14 protein-coding genes are annotated in these 20,929 nt (G+C 35.5%); 6 read left to right on the top strand and 8 right to left on the bottom strand.

The window, feature by feature from the left end; genetic code table 11:
- Positions 1-125 precede the first annotated feature (125 nt).
- The 5 genes from ACZZ9T_RS11215 to ACZZ9T_RS11195 all read right to left on the bottom strand — a co-directional run bounded on the left by ACZZ9T_RS11215 (position 126) and on the right by ACZZ9T_RS11195 (position 6,503).
- Entirely contained in the window at positions 126-737 is a 612-nt protein-coding gene (locus ACZZ9T_RS11215; protein WP_463432158.1) for a DUF4142 domain-containing protein, read from the bottom strand.
- 265 nt (positions 738-1,002) lie between these two features.
- Positions 1,003-1,455: a ferritin-like domain-containing protein gene (locus ACZZ9T_RS11210; RefSeq protein ID WP_463442160.1), complete on the bottom strand. Its 453-nt coding sequence runs from the start codon at positions 1,453-1,455 to the stop codon at positions 1,003-1,005.
- Between the two features lie 212 nt (positions 1,456-1,667).
- Positions 1,668-2,186, bottom strand: coding sequence for a DUF2911 domain-containing protein (locus ACZZ9T_RS11205; protein WP_463442159.1), 519 nt, complete (start codon positions 2,184-2,186; stop codon positions 1,668-1,670).
- A 23-nt stretch (positions 2,187-2,209) separates the two neighbouring features.
- Positions 2,210-3,901, bottom strand: coding sequence for a sodium:solute symporter family protein (locus ACZZ9T_RS11200; RefSeq protein ID WP_463442158.1), 1,692 nt, complete (start codon positions 3,899-3,901; stop codon positions 2,210-2,212).
- Between the two features lie 100 nt (positions 3,902-4,001).
- Positions 4,002-6,503: a PIG-L family deacetylase gene (locus ACZZ9T_RS11195; protein WP_463442157.1), complete on the bottom strand. Its 2,502-nt coding sequence runs from the start codon at positions 6,501-6,503 to the stop codon at positions 4,002-4,004.
- Positions 6,504-6,853: 350 nt separating this feature from the next.
- Between ACZZ9T_RS11195 and ACZZ9T_RS11190 the strand changes: the two genes are divergently transcribed.
- A complete protein-coding gene (locus ACZZ9T_RS11190) occupies positions 6,854-7,513 on the top strand; it encodes a DUF6766 family protein (RefSeq protein ID WP_463442156.1) in 660 nt (219 codons plus the stop codon).
- 58 nt (positions 7,514-7,571) lie between these two features.
- Here ACZZ9T_RS11190 and ACZZ9T_RS11185 read toward each other — a convergent pair whose 3' ends face one another.
- On the bottom strand, positions 7,572-8,903 hold the full coding sequence (locus ACZZ9T_RS11185; protein ID WP_463442155.1) for an amidohydrolase family protein: 1,332 nt from the start codon (positions 8,901-8,903) through the stop codon (positions 7,572-7,574).
- Positions 8,904-9,000: 97 nt separating this feature from the next.
- Here ACZZ9T_RS11185 and ACZZ9T_RS11180 point away from each other — a divergent pair, with 97 nt between their 5' ends.
- Positions 9,001-9,969 (top strand): helix-turn-helix domain-containing protein, encoded by a 969-nt coding sequence (locus ACZZ9T_RS11180; protein WP_463442154.1) that lies wholly within the window; start codon positions 9,001-9,003, stop codon positions 9,967-9,969.
- 327 nt (positions 9,970-10,296) lie between these two features.
- On the opposite strand, the gene ACZZ9T_RS11175 is transcribed toward ACZZ9T_RS11180, so the two are convergent.
- Positions 10,297-10,758, bottom strand: coding sequence for a cupin domain-containing protein (locus ACZZ9T_RS11175; RefSeq protein WP_463442153.1), 462 nt, complete (start codon positions 10,756-10,758; stop codon positions 10,297-10,299).
- Between the two features lie 114 nt (positions 10,759-10,872).
- Positions 10,873-11,613, bottom strand: a complete 741-nt coding sequence (locus ACZZ9T_RS11170; RefSeq protein ID WP_463442152.1) for a DUF6597 domain-containing transcriptional factor — start codon at positions 11,611-11,613, stop codon at positions 10,873-10,875.
- Positions 11,614-12,113: 500 nt separating this feature from the next.
- Between ACZZ9T_RS11170 and ACZZ9T_RS11165 the strand changes: the two genes are divergently transcribed.
- The 4 genes from ACZZ9T_RS11165 to ACZZ9T_RS11150 are packed head-to-tail and all read left to right on the top strand — an operon-like array spanning position 12,114 to position 20,878.
- A complete protein-coding gene (locus ACZZ9T_RS11165; protein WP_463442151.1) occupies positions 12,114-16,016 on the top strand; it encodes a response regulator in 3,903 nt (1,300 codons plus the stop codon).
- Between the two features lie 12 nt (positions 16,017-16,028).
- Positions 16,029-16,385, top strand: coding sequence for a response regulator transcription factor (locus ACZZ9T_RS11160; RefSeq protein ID WP_463432137.1), 357 nt, complete (start codon positions 16,029-16,031; stop codon positions 16,383-16,385).
- Positions 16,386-16,394: 9 nt separating this feature from the next.
- Positions 16,395-17,453, top strand: a complete 1,059-nt coding sequence (locus tag ACZZ9T_RS11155) for a HEAT repeat domain-containing protein (protein ID WP_463442150.1) — start codon at positions 16,395-16,397, stop codon at positions 17,451-17,453.
- Positions 17,450-20,878, top strand: a complete 3,429-nt coding sequence (locus ACZZ9T_RS11150; protein ID WP_463442149.1) for a sulfatase-like hydrolase/transferase — start codon at positions 17,450-17,452, stop codon at positions 20,876-20,878. The genes ACZZ9T_RS11155 and ACZZ9T_RS11150 overlap by 4 nt, the downstream gene beginning before the upstream one ends.
- Positions 20,879-20,929: the final 51 nt, after the last annotated feature.

The raw sequence follows: 20,929 nt of genomic DNA, 5'->3' as shown, positions 1-20,929 counted from the left end.
TAAGTCTGAGAGGCAAATCAAATTTCTGATCTTATTTATATGCTCAGAAATGATGAAAACAAAAAGTCCGTATACACAAATAATGTGATACGGACTTTTAAATTATTCTGATATATGTTACAGCTTTATTTTAAAGCGGCTTTCACTTTTTCAGATTCCATTAAATGATGTTCTAATGTAGGAAGAGTTTTCTGAGCAAAAGTTTTCACTGAATTGTCAGAACCTTCTGAAGCTTCTTTCTTGAAGGCTGCGATATCTTTTTTATGATCTTCTACCATAAGATTTGCGTACATCTTATCAAACTCACTGCCTTTTTTCGCTTTCAAATCATCATGCATCTTTTGTTGATCAGCATCTAATGAAGTTGGGAGTGTATAATTTACAGATGATGCCCATTTTTTTAATTCTTCATTTGCTTTTCCGTGATCTTTTACCATCATTGCACCCAATGATTTCACTGAAGCATTTGTACCATTAGTGGCTGCAAGCTCACCCATCATGACTTCCATCATACCGCCTTTTGCTGCGGCATCAACAAATTTTTTGTCCTGATCGTTCAAAGTATTTTCGGTAACACCAGAATTAGATACTGTCGCAGAATCATTACGCGTCATCGGAGAATCGGCAGGTAAAGACATATCTGCAGAATCTGCTGAGTTATCAACTGCCGTAGTTTCTTTCTTGTTACAAGCTGCTAAAGCAAAAACTGCCAACATAGTTAAGATTGAATTTTTCATAAAAATTTGATTTGGTTAATTATATGGAGCTGTATTTTTCTCACTCCGCACAAACTGTAACAATTTGTTTGCCAAAAATTTAATAATAAAGACATTATGTTTCAAATAGTATGTAATGTATCCACAGATTCGCCTTATCAATTTAAAAGTGAGTGTAATGTCGAATCAATCATTTCAAAAAATGAAAATCCCCCTGAAAAATGAAATTTCAGAAGGATGTAATAAAAATATAATGTATATACATTTACATTTTAAAATATAATTTTTAGTCTGTAGTTTTTTCCAGACTTTGAAATTTGTTATATGAAGATTTCAGTTGCTCTAGTTGGTCTGCAACTACAACAGTACTTTGAGGACACAATTTATCACTTTGTAATGCTTCCTGATAAGCTGCAATCGCTGACTTTTCTCCGAATACAACATTCTCTAAAGTTGCTTCAGGATTATCTCCCGCAAAAGCATTTTTAACATCAATCCATGTTCTATGGATTGCTCCTGCTGTGGTTGATGTATCATCAGGCTCTCCTCCACGCTCAGTAATCAGCTCGATGAGGTCAGATTTCATTTCTTGGGATTCTCTTACCATCTGTTCATAATCGCTTTTCAGAGGTGAGTGTGTTTCCCACACTTTATCTTCTACTTTACTGAATCCTTGAATTCTGTCATTGGTGATGTTTAATAAATCGTTTAAAACTGATATCGTTTTAGTACTGTCCATAATAATATTTTTAAGTTAGTATGGTGTTGTATTTACAACTGTCATACCATCATTTGAATTTTCTGATCATTTTATCTCATTTTCTTTAAATGTTTTTTGTGAAAGCAATTCAATACCAATAAGGCAATTTACAAGAGTACTCTTTGATACAAGATCAGATTTTAAACAAAAAAAATCCCGGATTAACGGGATTTTAATTTTTCATATTACATTTATTTTATATTTACTGGAACTGATATTTTATCCCAATCCATAGTAAATCCATTGCTGTTTACTTTATAAACCAACGTTTCCTGTTTTGCCTGTAAAGTTTTTGTTTTAACATCAACACGCAGAGCATCTTTAGCTTCTTCGTATTTATAAGCGCCCCATTGTTTGGGTTCTTTGTTAAAAATCGCAGTCCAGGTTCCGCTTTCTTTAGGAATTAAGAAAAAGCTATATTTACCTGCAGGCAGTTTTTTACCTTCAACGGTAATATCTTTATCTGTTTCGAAAGTAGTTGCGTCATTTGCACCCGCACGCCACACTTTGTTGTAAGGAACTAGTTCGCCCCAAACTTTACGCTCTTTTACAGAAGGACTGTTGTAGGCGATAGTAATGGTTGCCTCGTTAATTTTTCCCGTTGCAGTAGCTGCAGGACTGGCAGGTTTTTTAGCCTCCTGTGCAAATGCATTAACTGACATCGTCATTGTAGCAAAAACTACAGCAACAGTTTTAATCATTGTTTTCATAAAATTTTTGTTTGTTTGTTCGTTTACGAATTTACTGCTTTCGGTTTATAAAACAGTAATCCTAATGTTGAAAATATAATAACTGCCGCTGCCCCGATTACATTAAGCCATAGGAAAGAAACAATATCGAATTGATAAACGGCAATCACTGTAATTTCTGATAAAATCGCTGAAATAAATACATTCTTTCCATTGATTTTTTTATAGTAAAAAGCGACAAGAAAAATCCCTAATATTGGACCGTAGAAAAGAGAGCCCAGTATATTCACTGCTTCAATAAGAGAACCCATCTGAGTGGCAAACATGGCTACACCGATTGAGAAGATACCCCAGGCTAAAGTGTGCAGCCGACTGTACTTCAATTCGGTTGCATCGTCGGGAATTTCTTTTTTAAATATCAAATGAACATCTTTTAAGGAACATGCGGCAAGAGAATTCAGCGCTGCAGAAATTGAACCCCAGCTGGCGAGAAAAATGACGGCAAAAAGTAAACCGATCATCCCTACAGGTAAGGTATTTTTTACGAAATACAGAAAAATATAATTGGTATCCGTTTTCTCCGCATTATAGTTTGAATGATTGATCGCTTCCTCTACCCTGCCGTGAAGTGCTTTCACCTGAGTTTGTGTGTTTTTAAAATCCTCAATTTTATTATTAAGTTGCGGAGAATGAGTTTCCTTTAAGTTTAAAATTTCTTTCGATTCTGAATTAAATTTGGACTGCAAATCCTGATGTTCTTTTTCAAAAACCGCAGCCTGTTCAGGCTTTGTTTCCTTTAAATATTGATAAGACCGTTCGTTAAAATAAATTGGAGCCGGCTTTAGAGAAAAGAAAGCAAAAAGCAAAGCACCGATCAGGAGAATAGCAAATTGCATCGGAATTTTAACCAGTCCGTTCAACAGCAAGCCCATCTTAGCATTCGTATTGTCTTTCGCCGTAATATATCTCCCGACCTGGCTTTGGTCAGTTCCGAAATAAGAAAGTGCCAGGAAAAAACCGCCAATCAATCCGCTCCAGATATTGTATTTATCTTTCCAGTCAAATTCTGTGGTGATTACATTAAGCTTTCCTGATTTCCCTGCCAGATAAAGTGCATCCTTAAAACCAATTCCATTCGGCATATTTTGAATAAGCAGATAACCTGCAAAAGCCATGGTTCCCAGAATGATAAGAAACTGTATTTTTTGAGTATGAGCGATCGCTTTTGCACCGCCTACATAGGTGTAAATCAACAGAATACCACCTGTCAAAACATTGGTTAAATAAATATCCCAGTTTAAAACACTTGATAAGATGATACTCGGAGCGTAAATGCTGATTCCCGTAGATAAGCCTCTGGAAAAAAGAAAAAGGAGTGAAGTGAGCACCCTTGTTTTTTTATCAAAACGGTTTTCCAGATATTCATAGGCGGTGTAAACATTTAATCGCTGAAAAATCGGGATAAAAGTAATGCAGATCACAATCATCGCCAATGGCAGACCAAAATAATACTGAACGAAACGCATACCGTCTGTATAAGCCTGTCCCGGTGCTGAAAGAAAAGTAATCGCACTTGCCTGAGTAGCCATAATACCTATCAGCACAATGTACCAAGGCATTTTATTATCTGCTTTCAGGTAGGTTTCGTTGCTTTTTTGACCACGACCGATCACTACGCCGTAAACAACCACTGCAACAAGTGTAACAATAAGAACGGTCCAATCTATCGTACTCATGCCCAGAATTTAGTAAATAAATAATAAAATGCGATCTGCAATACTAATGCAACCGCCAATAGTATGTACCAGGTATTCCAGTTTTTAAGTTGTTTGTTCATCAGTTTTTCTGTGCAGATAAAAAGTTTAAAAATAAACGTGCCGCACCCACATTTCCTGCGGGCAACTGTCTGAAAAATGCCAACGGTGTGTAAATAAAATTACCTTTCCCGTATTTGGCATATAAAGTTGATCCCTGCAGAGGCTTTTCATCTGTATCGTGAATTTCAAAAAGCGGTTCATACGCTGCATCCCATTGATCAGGAAAATAGGCGCCACGCTCCTGAACCCAACCATTAAAATCATCAGCAGTAATTTTGTTCGGAAAATTCAGTAATTGATGATTTGGATTTAAAAACGTAACCTCAGCATTTTCTTCGGTAACCCGCTTATTCGCAATGCTGAAATTGTACATTCCCAATTGATCAACGGTTGTATCCTGATTGGTGTTATATTGCATCACCAGATTACCCCCGGCTTTTACATAAGACCATAAAAAAGGCATCCAGCGACCCAGCTTTTTCTCTGTGTTGTTGGCACGAACACCCAATACGATAGCATCATATTGCGACAGCTTATTTTGACTTCCATTTGCAGATTCATCTAATTTGCCATAAAAATCTTCATCTTTCAAGACATCCACCTGAATCCCTGCAATACGCAGGAACTCAGGAATAAAATCGCCTGCACCTTGTATATAACCCACTTTTTTAACCTTTGCCTGAATATCGCCCTTCATTACAGTTACCGTTGCAGGTGCAAAATATTGTAAGGAAGATAAATGCGGATACTGAATTAATATCTGTTTTTTATTATAAGTCATTCCATCTACAAGATAATTGGCATCCAGTTGTAACTGATTCGATTTTATTGAGGAAAGTTTAGTTTTTGGAATGACATAATCAACAGTAAAATATTTTCCATTGATCGATTTTAAATCACCACCTCCAAGTCTTTCTCCATTAAACATCAGGTTTACTTTACCATTGTTGAACTGTTTATCGGAATTCACCTTAAAATTTAGGCTTATATTCAAATCTTCATTTTCTTTAACTAAATAAAGCGGTTGAGTAAATTTCAGTTCCAAGGCTGGAATAATTCTTAAAGCTTCAACCACATCGCCACGCACGGGGTCTAATTTCTTGAAAGATAAAGGAAGTTTAACCTGAAACTTTTCCGAACCAATTTTTAAATCAAGTAAAACGTTCAGTGGTGATTCTGCATCCGGTAAACCGATTAAAGTATCATTGGGAACAGAGAAAGTTGCTGCATTCGTGGGAGATTTTGCCAACCAGTAAGGTTCTGTAAGCGCAGCATCAGCAGGAATCTGAATATCATGCTGAATGGTAATTAAAGAATCTTTTGAGAGTTTTCTGTTGAAATTTTCTAACTGATTTAGCCATTTTACATTTTCTAAAACGACAGGATTTTCAGCTCGTGAAATCAAATTTAATTTGAAATTGTAATGGTCTCCGGCAACAGCTTCAGCCTGATTGATCACTACTTCACCCATGAAGCCTGCACAACTTAAAATAATATTATCGAGAAATTTAATTTTATCCTTTTTTAAATCTGAATCTTTCAATGCCATCACTTTTTTTCTTAAAACAAGCAAAGCAGGCAAGCTCAGGTCAGGTTGATTAAAGTTGAAAGCGGAAATAATTTTATCCAAAGATTGGTCGATATCAGGATTTCCTTTTGCGGTCCATGTTTTAACAACTCCGTCAAAAAGTGATGCGTTGGCAGGCTCGCCAACAACATGGGAAAAATATTCAGTTTTGATCCCGGCTACAGACTGCGTTCCCGCACCCTGGCTTTTATGTAAACTTCTGCTTAATCCTGCCAGTTCACCATACCCCATCCCCAGTTGCGCATCATATTGCCCAACGGTAATTTTCATTTGATTTTCGGCAGTCGTATTGACCGAACCAAAGCGGAAAGTATTCCATAATAAGCGTTTTGGTTGCCATACATTGACATATTTTAGTTGATTGGGAAAAGCAGTTTTATCGCCCGCCAGCTTAAAAGCTTTTTCAGCAATCACAGCCGAAGCTGCATGTTGTCCGTGACCTGCAGCAGAAGTTGGCGGAAAACGACATATGATCACATCAGGACGGAATTTACGGATGACCCAAACTACATCTGCTGTAATGACATCTGCATCCCATTGTTTAAAGGTGTCGGTGGTATTTTTAGAGAATCCGAAATCAATCGCACGGGTAAAAAACTGTTGGGCGCCGTCTAACTTTCTTGCTTCTAAAAGCTCATGCGTTCTGATTAAACCCAATGCAACACCCTGCTCTGTGCCTAATAAATTCTGACCGCCATCACCTCTTGTTAAAGACAAATAGCCCGTTTCTACGTTTTGGTCGTTGATTAACCATGAGAGTAATCCTGTATTTTCATCATCGGGATGAGCAGCCAAATATAAAACTTTAGGAATATGTTTAAGGGTTTTGAGGTCACGGTAAATTTCAGATGATTTTGAAGGCCGAACCTGTTGGGCCGAACAAAAACCCATATAAAAGCCAAGAATAAATACAATGATTACTTTTTTGAACATTTGAATTTGCTTTGCGAGGCAAATATAAGTAAATCGTTCTTCTTTCAACCATACAGCCAAAACCAAATACTTAAACTTCTAATTCGCTGTTTCTAATTCTTTTTTGCATAATTTTTTTTAAATTGTTTCTAAGGCTGATTTTAATTTTTAAGTATAAAATTCCAGGCCGCCGTTCTATTAAAAGCAGTTCAATGGGTATTGTTGAAGTAAGATTTTTCAAGCATTTTTAAACTCACAAAAATGTAACAATAAATGATCAGAATCGAGGATCTGACAGAAAAAAGAACTGGATAAGCTTCACATTTTTTGAGAAAAAATTCTTATATTGAACTTAATAAAACCACATCATAATGACAGCCAACAAAAACAATTTCTTTAAGAGAAACGGTCTCAGCATCGTAATTGTTATTTTATTCCTACTGTTTCTCAGCTTTCAGTTTTTTACAGGGTGGTACGTAAAAAATGATGAACTTTCAGAAGATCATTTGCCTACTCTTACTTACCTGCAGTATCTAAAAAGCCCACATTTTATACAGGCCACTTTCGAGAATTGGGAAAGTGAATTTCTTCAGATGGGAATGTATGTGCTCTTTACAGTTTTCTTACGACAAAGAGGATCTGCCGAATCCAAATCTATTACAGAAACTGAAGATGTTGACAAAGAACCGGTTGCTCATCAAAATGCACCTTGGCCTGTTAAAAAAGGAGGTATTATCTTATCAATTTATGAACATTCGCTTTCTATTGCATTCGGGATTTTATTTTTGCTAAGCTTTATTTTTCATTTTATCGGAAGTTTCAACAATTATAATGAAGAGCAGATCTTAAAGCATATGCCCACTGTGACACGAAATGAATATTTTCTTAATTCTCAGTTCTGGTTTGAATCATTTCAGAATTGGCAGAGTGAATTTCTTGCTGTTGCATCTATTGTTTTATTATCAATATGGTTAAGAGAAAAAGGATCGCCCCAGTCAAAGCCTGTGGATAAACCTTATGATGAAAATTAAACGTAAATCTTTAGATGGCACTATGAATATCTATAATCGGATTAACATCACAGCTAAATTATTTATGACAAGATTGACCCTGTTTCCAAACACCTACTATTGATAAAGTATCTGTAATATTTTCAGTAGGATCGCCTTTTACTAAAAGTAAATCAGCTCTCATACCTTCTGCAATAATACCTCTATCATCTAAACTGAATCTTTTTGAAGTGACTGACGTTGCCGACCTTAAAGCATCAATAGGAGTTAAGCCTGCTTTAACCAAAAGCTGCATTTCGTGATGAACACTTACTCCATGAGCAAGACCTCCAAGATGTGCCATTGGTACGGATACGTCTGTACCCACCAAGATATCAACTCCTGCATCAAATAAATCTTTTACATTATGGAAATTATCCTGCATGTTACCTGACGGGAAAGTATTGAAACATGAGCACATGGTCATTTTCCAATCTTCGTCCAGCTTTGTTTCTACTCTTTCGTCTTGAGCAATATGACAAGCTGAGTTCCCAATTATAGATGAATTCAGGACCAGGCAAGGCGTAACAAAAATACCTTTATCTGCAATAGATTTAATAAGATCCGGAGTCCAGTCAGGTCTGTCTATAAATAAGTGAGCGAGTCCATCCACGCCAACCTCAACCGCTGTTTTTGCAGCTTCAGCAGTTAATACGTGCGCAATTGCAATTTTACCTAATTTATGAGCTTCATCTACTGCCGCTTTCAGCACTTCAGGTCTTATCATTGGTAAACCTGGCGCATTCATAACAGTTCCTTCCTCAATCATTATTTTGAAATAATCGGCTCCGTTTTCCATTTGTTGATTTACAAATTGCACTGCACCCTCAATGGTTGTAACATCTGACTTAACCTCATCATCTTTGTTGCTCTCTTCGAAAGAAGTTATAAAATCCTGTTTTTCCTGCTCTGTCATTTTCTCCATCTTTTTCAAAATAAAACTTGGTATGCCGTCTTCTTTAGGAATTAGTTCGTCAGGATGTCCTCCCGGAGCTGTGAGAGCCATTCCTGATGAACGGACATCAGCAACATTCCTCCAATCTTTTATCTGCATTTCACGACCTTTTTTTGTCATACCGCCTTGCATTTCCAATTCAGTAGTTATTCCGAATTTCAATGCGTGTGCAAGTGAATCTTCTGAGGTATGCACATGAGCATCAATTAATCCTGGAAGTAAAGTAGTCCCTGTACCATCAATGATCTCAGTATCATTTGCAGAAAAAAAACCATCATTCATTTCTAACTGCTGCGGTGTAAAATCCAATATTTTTAAAATTTTTCCATCTTCAAATAATACAGTTTTAATACCCAATACTCTAGTTCCATCAAATACATTTGTATTGATGATCGCTGTTTTTTTACTTTTTGTCATTTCTTTTGAGGTTTAAAAATTTATAATACAAAGATAATTTCAAATTAACAGGCATAATACCTATATTTGACAACATAATAGCTGTAAATGGTCAAATATGGTAGAGCTACAATTAAAAAAAGAAGCAAGCTTTTTACAAATTTTCGCCAACATATTGGGTTCCGAGGTTAAAAATGGAATTTTGGAGATACCAAAAGATAAAGGAGCCGGTTATTTAAGAGGTTTCCGACTGGCTAATTCTATTGATATGATTGTAAGTGCTTATGCATTTAATGATGATATTGTGGCTAAAAGATTTGGGAATCAGAGTACACTGAATAAAGTTATTTTTTCATACAATAATATTTTCCCTGACTTGAATTCCACAATAAAGTCTACAACAAATGATTTACCCACTATCCAAATTGTAAAAGGTAAACTGAATTTTGAAACCTTTCATCCTGCTAAAACTAAGATCAAATCTATATTTATCGGAATTGAGACTGGCCGCTTATTAAGCTTTTTAGACTCGAATAATGATAATGAAATTTTAAGAAATTTAATCGATAGCGAACAAACAATTTTGTTTGAAGAATTGGTTTCGCCCAACATCCAGAAGGTCGCTTTAGAAATTTTGGAATCAGACATTCCTGATTCTTTAAGTGACTTCTACTTTAGAATAAAAGCAGAAGAATTAATATGTCTGACCCTAAAAGAGCTTTTAAAAAGAGGACATTATAAAATGTATGCGCTTAATGAAAATGATGTTAAAAAGATTTATCATGTCAGAGACAAAATTTTGAGCGAGTTAAATAAAGCACCTGTCATTAAGGATTTTGCGAATATAAGTGGAATGAGCGAGTCTAAGTTCAAAAGATTATTCAAACAGATATTTGGAGATAGTTTCTTTAGCTATTACCAAAAGTTTAGACTAAGAGAAGCGGCAGTTCTGTTAAAAGAAAACAAAATGACCGTATCAGAAGTCGGCTACAGTTTAGGGTTTTCTAATTTAAGTCATTTTGCAAAAGTTTTTGAGGAACATTATGGTATCAAACCAAAATCGTTTCAGAAAAAGCAGGTTACTTAAACTATTACTTTTTTTCTTTTTTTCAGATCCCTAATAAAAATAGTTGTTTAGTAATGTGCTCCAAGCCGGATTTATTGTCTTTCAGGATAATCTTTAAGTTTTTCCTTCATAGTTAGAAAGTAAAAAAGAGGGCTTGCAATGAAATTTTATGTTGCACACCCTCTGAAAAAGTTTGAAGTTACTTTTATTAGCGTTTTCTTAGTCCTAAACAAATTATGATGATCACAACAAACAATCCCACGATATACCACCACGAGAAACTTGTATTAACTTCGAAACCTGATACCAGGTTAATATTGAGCAGCGTATAATGTGAATTTTGCATTATTAATCTTTTTTTGATACCGTATTTTCTTCTTTCAAAACAACAAGAGGCTTTCCTTTTTGTACTATATAAGTTGCTAGCTCAGATGCTTTTTCCTTACCGACATTTTTAGCTGAGTGGTTTTTTCCTGCAGGAATAAAAAGCACTTCTCCGGCTTTAAGCACTACAGGTTGCTCTCCCTCAATTACATATTCTAATGAACCTTGTAAGACATTAATAATTTCCTCTCCTGGGTGCAAGTGCATTCCGAAAGCTTTTCCTGGCTCAAAATCAACGCGAACCTGAATGGCTTCGTAACCTGAGGCACTAAGATCGTGTCGCTGAAGTTCAGTACGTTTAATTCCTGCTGTTTGTGCCATTAACTTATTAGGGATCATACAGAAGATAAAACCTGAAATTGCCAGCGCATTGGATAAAAAATTTTTAGATGTTTTCATAATATTATTATAAGTTAAAAGAATCATTTTTACTTGAACCTTATTTTCGTCTTCATTGCAACTATGATGAGGTAATAAATTAGGATATATTATTAGTTAAACCTGATGATTCATTCGAATTACAAAACAAAAATAGGGCTTCTATAATACTGATAATTGTATAAAACGGTCATTTTTATTATTGGCGAGTTCTGTTGGAATTACTCCGGCGAATTTTTTAACATTTCGAATAAAATGGGGCTGGTCTGAGAAATTCTGCTCAGGATATAAAATTCCGTTTTTCAAATGATTAAACGAAGCTTTAAATCGCAGAATATTACAATATGTTTTTAAAGGCATTCCGAAATGATGGTTAAAATAGCGATTGATTTGCCTGCTATTCCATGAAACTGCTTTAGATAAATCTTCAACGGAAGAAGTACCGCAAGACGAATATATCAGCTTAAAGAGTTGCCTTCTTCTATTATCAATTTTCACATCTGCCTGTTGTTTTATTCTAGAAGTAGCTTTGGCACAAAACGAATCAAAATCTGTGATGTCATCTTCAAAAATATCTAAAAATCCATTGGTCAAAAGTTTAGACTTATTGAGAAGACCGGAAATTGTCTCATTTAATAAATATTCAACGGCTAGAAGATTAAGACTTATAGCAAAAATTTTTGCTTTGGCTTTTAGGATTTTGGTTGCTGGTTGATCCTCCAGTCCCATTAAGATTACCTGAAACGGTTCCGAAGCAGAACAATAGAAAAACACATCTATTCTTCCATCTGGAATGACAATAATTTCTTTCTCTTCATCAGAAGGATTCTCAAGAAACCAAAAACTTTCCACAAACTCGGAAATATCTTTATCTGGTTTTTGTATTTTATACTTGTCAGCCAATAGTCTTAATTTTAAAATTAGAATTAGACATCATTTTTCACAAACCGTTCAGCATCAACGGTTGAGTAAGTAAATATAATTAAAATAACTTACATCTTCGAAATCACAAATTGCTGTGAATCTGAAGTTAACAAGACAGATAATTAACTAACAAATCACTTTTTTTTATAGGATCCAAGGAGAAAAAATTTCCCTGTTCATTTAAACGATGCACAATATCTTCTAACCGACATATTGAATCTTGCTCTGTTGTTCACAAGTCATGTATTGTATTTTTTCCTTGAGATAATGGTACCTGTTTTTGTTGCACTTACATTCAAAAATCAGTACCTATATCTGAATATGCAATATGATTTCTGCAGAAAAAGAATTTATGGCATTTAGTGTGAAATAATTTGTAATTTCGGATAAATATTAAAAATTCTTGCTTCATAATAAATAAGCTTTCAAATATAAAGAATTAACAACATTTTTAATAGCTAAAAATAAATCCTCGATTTATGGATAAATATCCGATGCCCTCCAACGAGAACGAACGGATCAATAAACTGAAGTTTTTTGACCTTTTGAATTTAAAAAAAGATCCCCAGTTAGATATTTTTGCTGAAGCAGCATGCTTAATTACAGACTGTCCTGCCTCTCTTATCGGTATGATGGAAAGTGAAACACAGGTCATCCAAAGCTGCATAGGGCTCGCTTTTGATTCCGTAGACAGAAGAAGCACTTTATGCCAATACAGTATTGCAAGCGGAGAGGTTGTCGTTATTGAAGACACATTATCAGATGAAAGATCATCGGAAAATCCCTTAATACTGGAAGGTGGTATCCGTTTTTACGCAGGAATCCCTCTAATAGATGATGAAGGTTTTGCATTAGGAACTTTGTGTGTTATTGACTTTAAGCCTAAAACATTAAGTGAGAAGCAACTAAATGTCCTTCAAAAAATTGGAAGTGCTGTCACAAATCTGTTAATTGGAAAAAGAAAAAACATTGAAGCCGAATACTTTCAGCAGATCTTCAACATTTCCAACAATCTAATATGTGTCCTGGATAACAATTTGATAATCAAAGATATTAATCCGGCTTTTGAAAATATTTTTAAGAGTAGTAAAATTGAAACTGCTGGTAAAAATTTATTAGATATCGTAGGTGAAGACTATATTGAATTACAGTCGCTGGTTAAAAATCTGTCTGATAGTGAGGAGGAAATTAAATTTTCAACATCAACAAAAATTGAGGATGTATCAATTACGGTAGAATGGTATTTAAAGCAGAATCAAAAAAAATCTGAGATTTTCTGCTTCGGAATTAATATTACCCAACAGATCGAAGAAAAACAAAAACTTGAAAGCTCAGAACGTCGCTTCAGAAGCTTTTTCGAAAATGCAATCGGATTGATGAGCATGCATGACATGGAAGGGAACATCCTTGCTGTGAATGAAAAAGGAAGAAAGACACTTCAATATTCTGCAGAAGAAGTTAAAGGATTGAATTTAAAAGATCTCGTTCCTGAAAAAAACTGGCCACTACTTGCAATGTATCTTGAAAAAATCCACAATACTCAGGAAGATCTCGGAACCATGATCCTAAAATCTAAGGAAGGAGAAGAAATGGTCTGGATGTATCATAATCTTGTAGAAACGGATAAAGAAGGAATGCCATATGTTGTAAGTACAGCTTTGAATGTTACAGAAAGAATGTCTCTCGAAAAAGATTTGCTGTACACTAAGAAGATGTTAGAACAGACGAGTGCAGTAGCTCAAGTAGGAGGTTGGGAAGTCAATCTTAAGGCCAATACTGTTTTTTGGTCACAATCTACTAAGGAAATACATAAAGTAGACAAGACATTTCAGCCTGATTTTGAAAATGCAATAGGATTTTATAGTGAAGAAAGCAGAAAAAAAGTAGAAATATTATTTGATAGAGCTGTACAGAATGGGATACCTTATGATGAAGAGTTACGCCTCAAACGTAATGATGGAGTTATGATATGGGTAAGGGTAAAAGGAATTCCTGAGTTTGATGATGGTGTATGTACAAGAGTGTACGGAATTATCCAGGATATCGATAAATTCAAAAACATCTACCTCGAATTGGCTACAAAAGAGGCTATGCTTCAGTCATTTGTCACCTATGTACCTACTGCGGTGGCGATGTTTGATAAAGATCTCAACTATCTGTCAATAAGCAGCAGCTGGAAAAATGAGTTCCAGATGCATGATGCAGAACTTATAGGAAAAAATATGTTTACTGTCTCGCCCAATGTGCCGGAGGATAGAAAGAGAATATACAGAGATGCGCTGGCTGGTAAAGCTTACGTAAATAAAGATATGACTTTGGAAGTTCCTCATAAAGAAGGATTACAACATTATAATATAGTGGTAAGTCCCTGGTATCTTTCAGATAAAGTTATGGGTGGCGTTATTGTTTCAGCACAAAACATTACGGAGTCGGTACGAACCAATGAAGAGCTTAAAAATGCAAAGCAGATGGCAGATATTGCCAATAAAACCAAGTCTGAATTTTTAGCCAATATGAGCCATGAGATAAGAACTCCGTTAAACGGCGTCATTGGTTTTTCTGATCTATTGCTTCAAACTCCATTAAATGAAGTACAAACACAGTATCTTAATTATATTAATGAGTCTGGTGAAAATCTTCTGAATATCATTAATGACATCCTTGATTTCTCTAAAATTGAATCAGGAAAAATGGAGCTTTTGATAGAGAAAGCCAATGTTTATGATATGGTAAGCCAGGTTATCAATGCAGTTCTATATCAGTCTCAGAAAAAAAATATCGAACTCCTTTTAAATATCGAACCGGGATTGCCAGATACAATTTGGCTTGATGAAACACGATTGAAGCAGATTTTAATCAATCTTCTTGGGAATGCTGTGAAATTTACGGAACACGGTGAGATAGAGCTTAAAGTAGAAAAACTGAATTCAGACGATAAAAATATAAAACTGCGATTCTCAGTTAGAGATACCGGAATCGGTATTCCAATAGACAAACAGCAGCATATCTTTGATGCATTCACTCAGGAAAACAGTTCTATCAGCAAACGTTATGGCGGAACAGGGCTCGGACTTACCATTTCAAATAACATTTTGAAATACATGGGAAGCAATCTTACTTTAGTAAGCGAACTTGAAAAAGGTTCTGTTTTCTATTTTGATATTGAGATTCCTTATGAAGTTTCTGATCAGGACGAAGATGAAACACTGAAAATCAACAAAGTTCTTATTGTTGATGATAATGAGGCAAACAGGCTTATTCTTCAGCATATGCTTGCTTATAAAAATATAGATTCTAAATTAGCCGCCAACGGAATGGAAGCTCTTCAAATGCTTTTAGCAGGAGAGCGTTTTGATATTATTTTGATAGATTACCATATGCCAATTATATCAGGTTTGGAAACAATCGAAAAAATAAAGCAGCTATTTAATGAACAAAATGAGGTCTCCCCTCTCGTTATTCTTCACACATCTTCTGAGGAACATGACGTTATTAATTCATTCAGAAAGGAAGAAAGCTCCTATTTTCTGCTAAAGCCTATTAAATCTGAAGAATTGTACAAGACGTTACGACGTGCGGTTAAAAGTTCAGAAAAAGATTTGGCTGTTGCTAAACCGCTGCAGAAAGAAGAACATTTACTCATGCCTTCTCCAAATGTTTTGCTTGTCGATGACAATCCTGTTAATATGGTTCTGAATAATAAAATGATGAAATCATTAATTCCTGATGTAAAGCTAACAGAAGCAACTGATGGATTGCAGGCACTGGAACATTGTCGTGATCAGCTTTTTGACATAGTATTAATGGATGTACAGATGCCCGTAATGGACGGAATCGAAGCTACAAAGCAAATCAGGTTATTGCCAGAATACACCACAGTTCCTATTATTGGCGTGACGGCAGGAAACGTTTTAGGTGAAAAAGAAAAATGTCTGAGTTCGGGAATGGATGACTTCTTACCCAAGCCTCTTAGACAAAATAATCTTTTGGAAATGCTGAAAAAATATATTGGCACTGGCGTTCAAGAATTATCGGAAAACCTACCACAACCTGAGACGTATCTGGATATGAATCTTCTGAATGAGCAGATGGGTGATGATGATGATTTTAAAGTCATGTTTTTAAACTTAGTGATCCAGGAGCTTGAGCAGGCTAAAGAAAAAATGCAATTACGGATAAGAGAAAGGAATTCTGAAGAGCTTAAGAAGATTCTTCATAAGCTAAGAGGAACTGCCGGTACTGCCGGCTTGATTAAACTTATGGAACAAACTGCCAATTGGGAGAAATCCATTGAAGAAAACATCGATTATAGTCCTATGGAGCACGATATAATACATGAAATAACGGTAGGATTACAATTAATCAGAAATTTAATTCAATAAAAACATAAGACTATGGTAATTCTAGTTGCTGAAGACGATGAGCTTATATTAAAAACGATAGAGCACAAATTATTGAAAGAAGGACACAAGGTAATTTTGAGCCGTAATGGCAAAGAAGCTATTGAAACCCTGAAAAATGAAAGTGTAGATATTGCGATTACAGATATTATGATGCCTTTTGCATCAGGAATTGAAATTCTATCTGCAATACAATCAATGGGTAAAAAAATACCTGTAATTATACTTTCAAGTATGGGACAGGAAGAGGTCGTATTAAATGCTTTTGATCTGGGAGCAGCAGATTTTATTGTAAAGCCATTCAGTCCTAACGAATTGATGTTAAGAATAAAAAGATTTTCTACAAAATAAAGACATGAGATGCTAGATTCTGTACACTTTATTTTTCTGGTTTTTTTGGGAATGCTGTCATTGGTACTCTTGCTGATTATTATAGTCATCATTTATGGTATTTATCAGTATAGATTTTCTGTCCGTACTTTTGAATGGTCTGAAATAATCAATAAAAAAATTACAAAAGTGATTGTGTATGAGGAAGATGAAGAGTCTGCCGATCATAATTTTGACGAGGCAAATAAAAACCCTCTGTTTAGAAATCTTTTTTTACAAAAACTGGTTGATTCTGAAAAGAAATTTTCCGGAGCTGCCAAAGAGAAAATTAAACATCTTTTTGAACATTATAAACTTCAGGATGATGCCTTTAAAAAATTAAACCAAAAAAAACCTCATCTGATTACAGGCGGAATACAGGAACTTACTGCTATGAATGTAGAAGACAGCCTTCCGGAAATCTCCAAATTTCTTACCCATTCTTCGCCACAGGTTTATCAGGAAGCTCAATATGCTTTGGTGAATTTTAAAGGTTTTGAAGGATTACATTATTTAGACACTATTGAATCCGTAATATCAGAATGGCAACAGTTACGACTGCTCGGTTCAATAGCTCACATTCCCGAAAATTCTGATGGCCTGATAAATGGCTGGCTTAAAAGCCCGAACACATCTGTAATAATTTTCACGCTTAAATTAATCAGGAAATTCCAGATACTTTCGGTTTACTCCATTGTTACCGAACTTATGGCACATTCTTCCACAGAAGTAAGAGTAGAAACAGTACAGACTTTGCTATCTCTGGAGAATTTTTCAACGATTACTTATCTTATTGAAGCTTATCCTGATCAGCCAATCGAAGTTCAGTTTGAAATTCTTAAAGCAATTAGAAGTTCAGGAGATAAAAGCTGTATCGATTTCCTGAAAGAGCAACTGCTTCATACCACCGAATCTTCTCTAAAAGTCTACGCTGCCGAAGTTCTTTTTTCAATGGGGCAACAGGAATTTTTGGAACAGATCGCTCATGATGAAACTTCTTCAGAAGAATTAATAAGAATAATAAAACACGCATCGCAGGAAAAAATATGACAGAATTCTCACATATCATTTACGAAGTTGTTATATGGCTGTTTTTGCTTTATGGTATAGCTGTTACGACTATATATGGATGGATAGGAACATATGCATTGGGAGCCGTATTAAGATACAAAAAAGAAAATACCTTTACAGATTACAGTATTATCGCAGCCAATCCCAACGCTCCTACGTTTAGTATTATTGCTCCGGCTTACAACGAAGGAATGACCATTGTAGAAAATGTGCGTTCTCTTTTATCTCTTTATTATCATAACCTGGAAATTATTATTGTAAATGATGGAAGTAAAGATGATTCTGTACAAAAACTGATTGAAGCTTATGATCTGGAATCTATCGCTTATTTCATACAGGGAAAAATAGAGACCAACAAGGTAAGAGGGGTTTATAAAAGTAAAAATCCGGCTTTCAAAAAGTTGATTGTTGTAGATAAAGAAAACGGTGGTAAAGCAGATGCACTGAATGTTGGTGTTAATATTTCTTCCGGCCAATATCTTGTCTGTATAGATGTAGACTGTATTTTGGAGCAGGATGCAATTCTGAAACTGGCAAAGCCTTTTCTGGAACAGAAAGATAAAAAGTTTATCGCATGTGGCGGAGTAATCCGTCTGGCGAACAATTGCGTTATTGAAGACGGTAAAGTCATCAGTGTCAATATGCCGAGAACTCTTCTGGGAAGAACTCAGGCATTAGAATATATCAGAGCTTTCGTCCTCGGGCGAATGGCTTGGTCACGCGCTTCGGGACTCATTTTAATCTCTGGAGCCTTTGGTGTTTTTGACCGGAAAATTGTGCTGGCCTGCGGTGGATATGATAAAAAGACCGTAGGAGAAGACATGGAATTGGTAGTCCGTATGCGAATGTATATGGAAGAAAGAAACGAACCCTATGAAGTTCTTACCATTCCTGATCCTTTGTGCTGGACTGAAGTTCCTGAATCAAAAGACATCCTTAAAAAGCAAAGGAACAGATGGATGCGCGGAACAATCGAGACTCTCTGGAAGCATAAAAAGGTCATGTTCAATCCAAAATATGGAAAGCTTGGTATGATCAGCCTTCCCTACTGGTTCTTTTTTGAACTGCTGGGTCCGTTGGTAGAATTTTCGGGATACATTATTTTTATTATTTTTCTATTGTTGGGCATTATCAGTTGGCCGTTTTTCACTGTTCTGTTTGCTTTGGTAATTTCCATGGGATTTTTGTATTCTATCTATGCGATACTTGTTGATCTTGTGAGTTACCAGGTTTATACCAAAAGAAAAGACTTTTTTGCTCTTATTGCAACTGCATTTTCCGAACCGTTCTATTTTCATCCTATCGTTGTAAAGGCGGGTGTTAACGGGTTTATCGATTACTTCAGAAATTCTCACGGTTGGGGAGAAATGACGAGACAAGGGTTTAATCAAAGTACAAAAAATTTACCTTTAAAAGAAAGGATTTTAGTGATCCTTAAAACAGGACTTAAGCAGTGGGGAATTCTCGCTGTAGTATTTTTGATTCTCTTTTTTATAGGAATAGGTGCAGAATCGCTTTGGTACTGGTATTCTTTTCCTTCCATAGACACATCGCAGATAATCGGTCACCTGTTTTTTGAAAATCTTTTATTTGCCTTAAAGCTTATATCAGTGATGGGCATTATTTATCTTATTTTGTCATTCATCAAAAAAAGCTGGGCAAAAACTCTCACCACTGCAGTATTTCTCACAGCGGCAGTTACGCATTATATCTTGTTTCTTTATTTTTCAGAAACGCATAATCTTCTTGGAGCGGAGGTTTTCTATTACAGCAAAGACGAAATAAAACAGACTTTACAGGCAAGCGGAATGCTTAACTACAAAAATTTTGCGTTAATGGGCATTTTGATTGTATTGGTACTTATTCCTTTGTGGATGATGGGGAAAAGAGCACTCAAATCAATCTACACTGGTCTCACATTATTGATCATCGGATTGCTGGCTTTCCTTGTTCCTTCATTTATGTTAGACACGAATGCGTTGAACAATTCCAATGAATTTAATAAAGACGCTTCAAAAAGCAAATGGGTTTACTTTTTTAATTCTAATGAAGATAATTTCATTAGCGATCATCCTGAAATCGTTGCACTTTGGGGTGGCAGCCACAAGTTTCAGGTCACTTCTGAAATGCTGGATGAAAATTTTCCTTTTTGGAGAAAAGAAACTACGCCCGACTTTTTAGGTCAATATCTCACAAAATCTGAGAAAGTACCTAACTTAATTTTTGTTGTGATGGAAGGCTTCGGACATGCTTATACTTCTCCTAAAGGATATGTCGGTAACTTCACCCCTTTCCTGGATTCATTATCACAAAAAAGTCTCTATTGGGAAAACAGTTTGAGTTCGGCAGGAAGAACATTTGGAGCATTGCCTTCATTGACGGGTTCTCTTCCTTTTGGCAAGAACGGGTTTTTAGAAATCAAAAAAACTCCACAAAATTTTAATTTATATAACGTACTTAAAGCAAACGGTTTTGAAACAGGTTTTTATTATGGCGGGCACATCCAGTTCGACCGGTATCGTGAGTTTTTGAAATACAGTAAAGTAGATCATATTGTTGATGAAGACTTATTCAGCAAGCCTTATAGAAAGCTTCCCGCAAACAATGGAGAAAGCTGGGGATATGAAGATCAGGCAGTTTTTGATAAAATGCTTGAGGTTCAGACTCTGAGCAATCGACCATATTTTAACATGATACTTACTTTATCAACCCATAATCCGTTCTTGATAAACAATAGAAATTATTACGAAAAGCAGTATAACAGCAAGTTGCAGTCTAAGATTCTGAATCCTCAGCAGAAAAAGTGGGCGATGCAACATAAGAAAGAATTGATTTCTGTTCTGAATGCTGATGATGCTTTAAAGAAATTCTTTTCAGATTACAGTAAGCGTCCAGACTTCGCAAACACAATTTTTGTAATTACCGGTGACCACAGCATGCCTGAGATTATCTTACAATCTAAAATTGATAGATTTCATGTCCCGCTCATGGTATATTCACCATTACTCAAAACGTCTAAAAAATTTAATAAAATTGTTAGCCATTTTGATCTTGCACCTTCTTTATTGTCTTATTACAGAAATAACTATAGCGTGCGTACACCTTCCACGGTTGCCTGGCTGGGAAGAGGGCTTTCTGTAGGTTCAGAGACTGTAACTTCAGGTATTCCTATGATGCAAAGCAAAAACCTTCTGACCGATTTTGTTTTTGAAAATTATTATCTTCATGACGGACAGCTGTTTATCACAAAAAATTTGGAAGAGAGCATCAATAACGATGATGCAGAATTGCAAAAACTAACTGTAAGATTCCAACAATTTAAAACAATGAATTCCCGCTTCTATAATTCTAAAAAAATAATGCCAGATTCGGTAATCGTTAATTTTATGAAAAAAACAAAATAAGATTTTCTTAGAATAAATCTTCTACAACCTGTTTCCTCCTCTACCCATTTC

It is taken from the genome of Chryseobacterium sp. AC417, assembly GCF_979258215.1.
The sequence above is the reverse complement of the archived record's forward strand: the minus strand, read 5'-3'. Positions and strand labels throughout refer to the sequence as shown.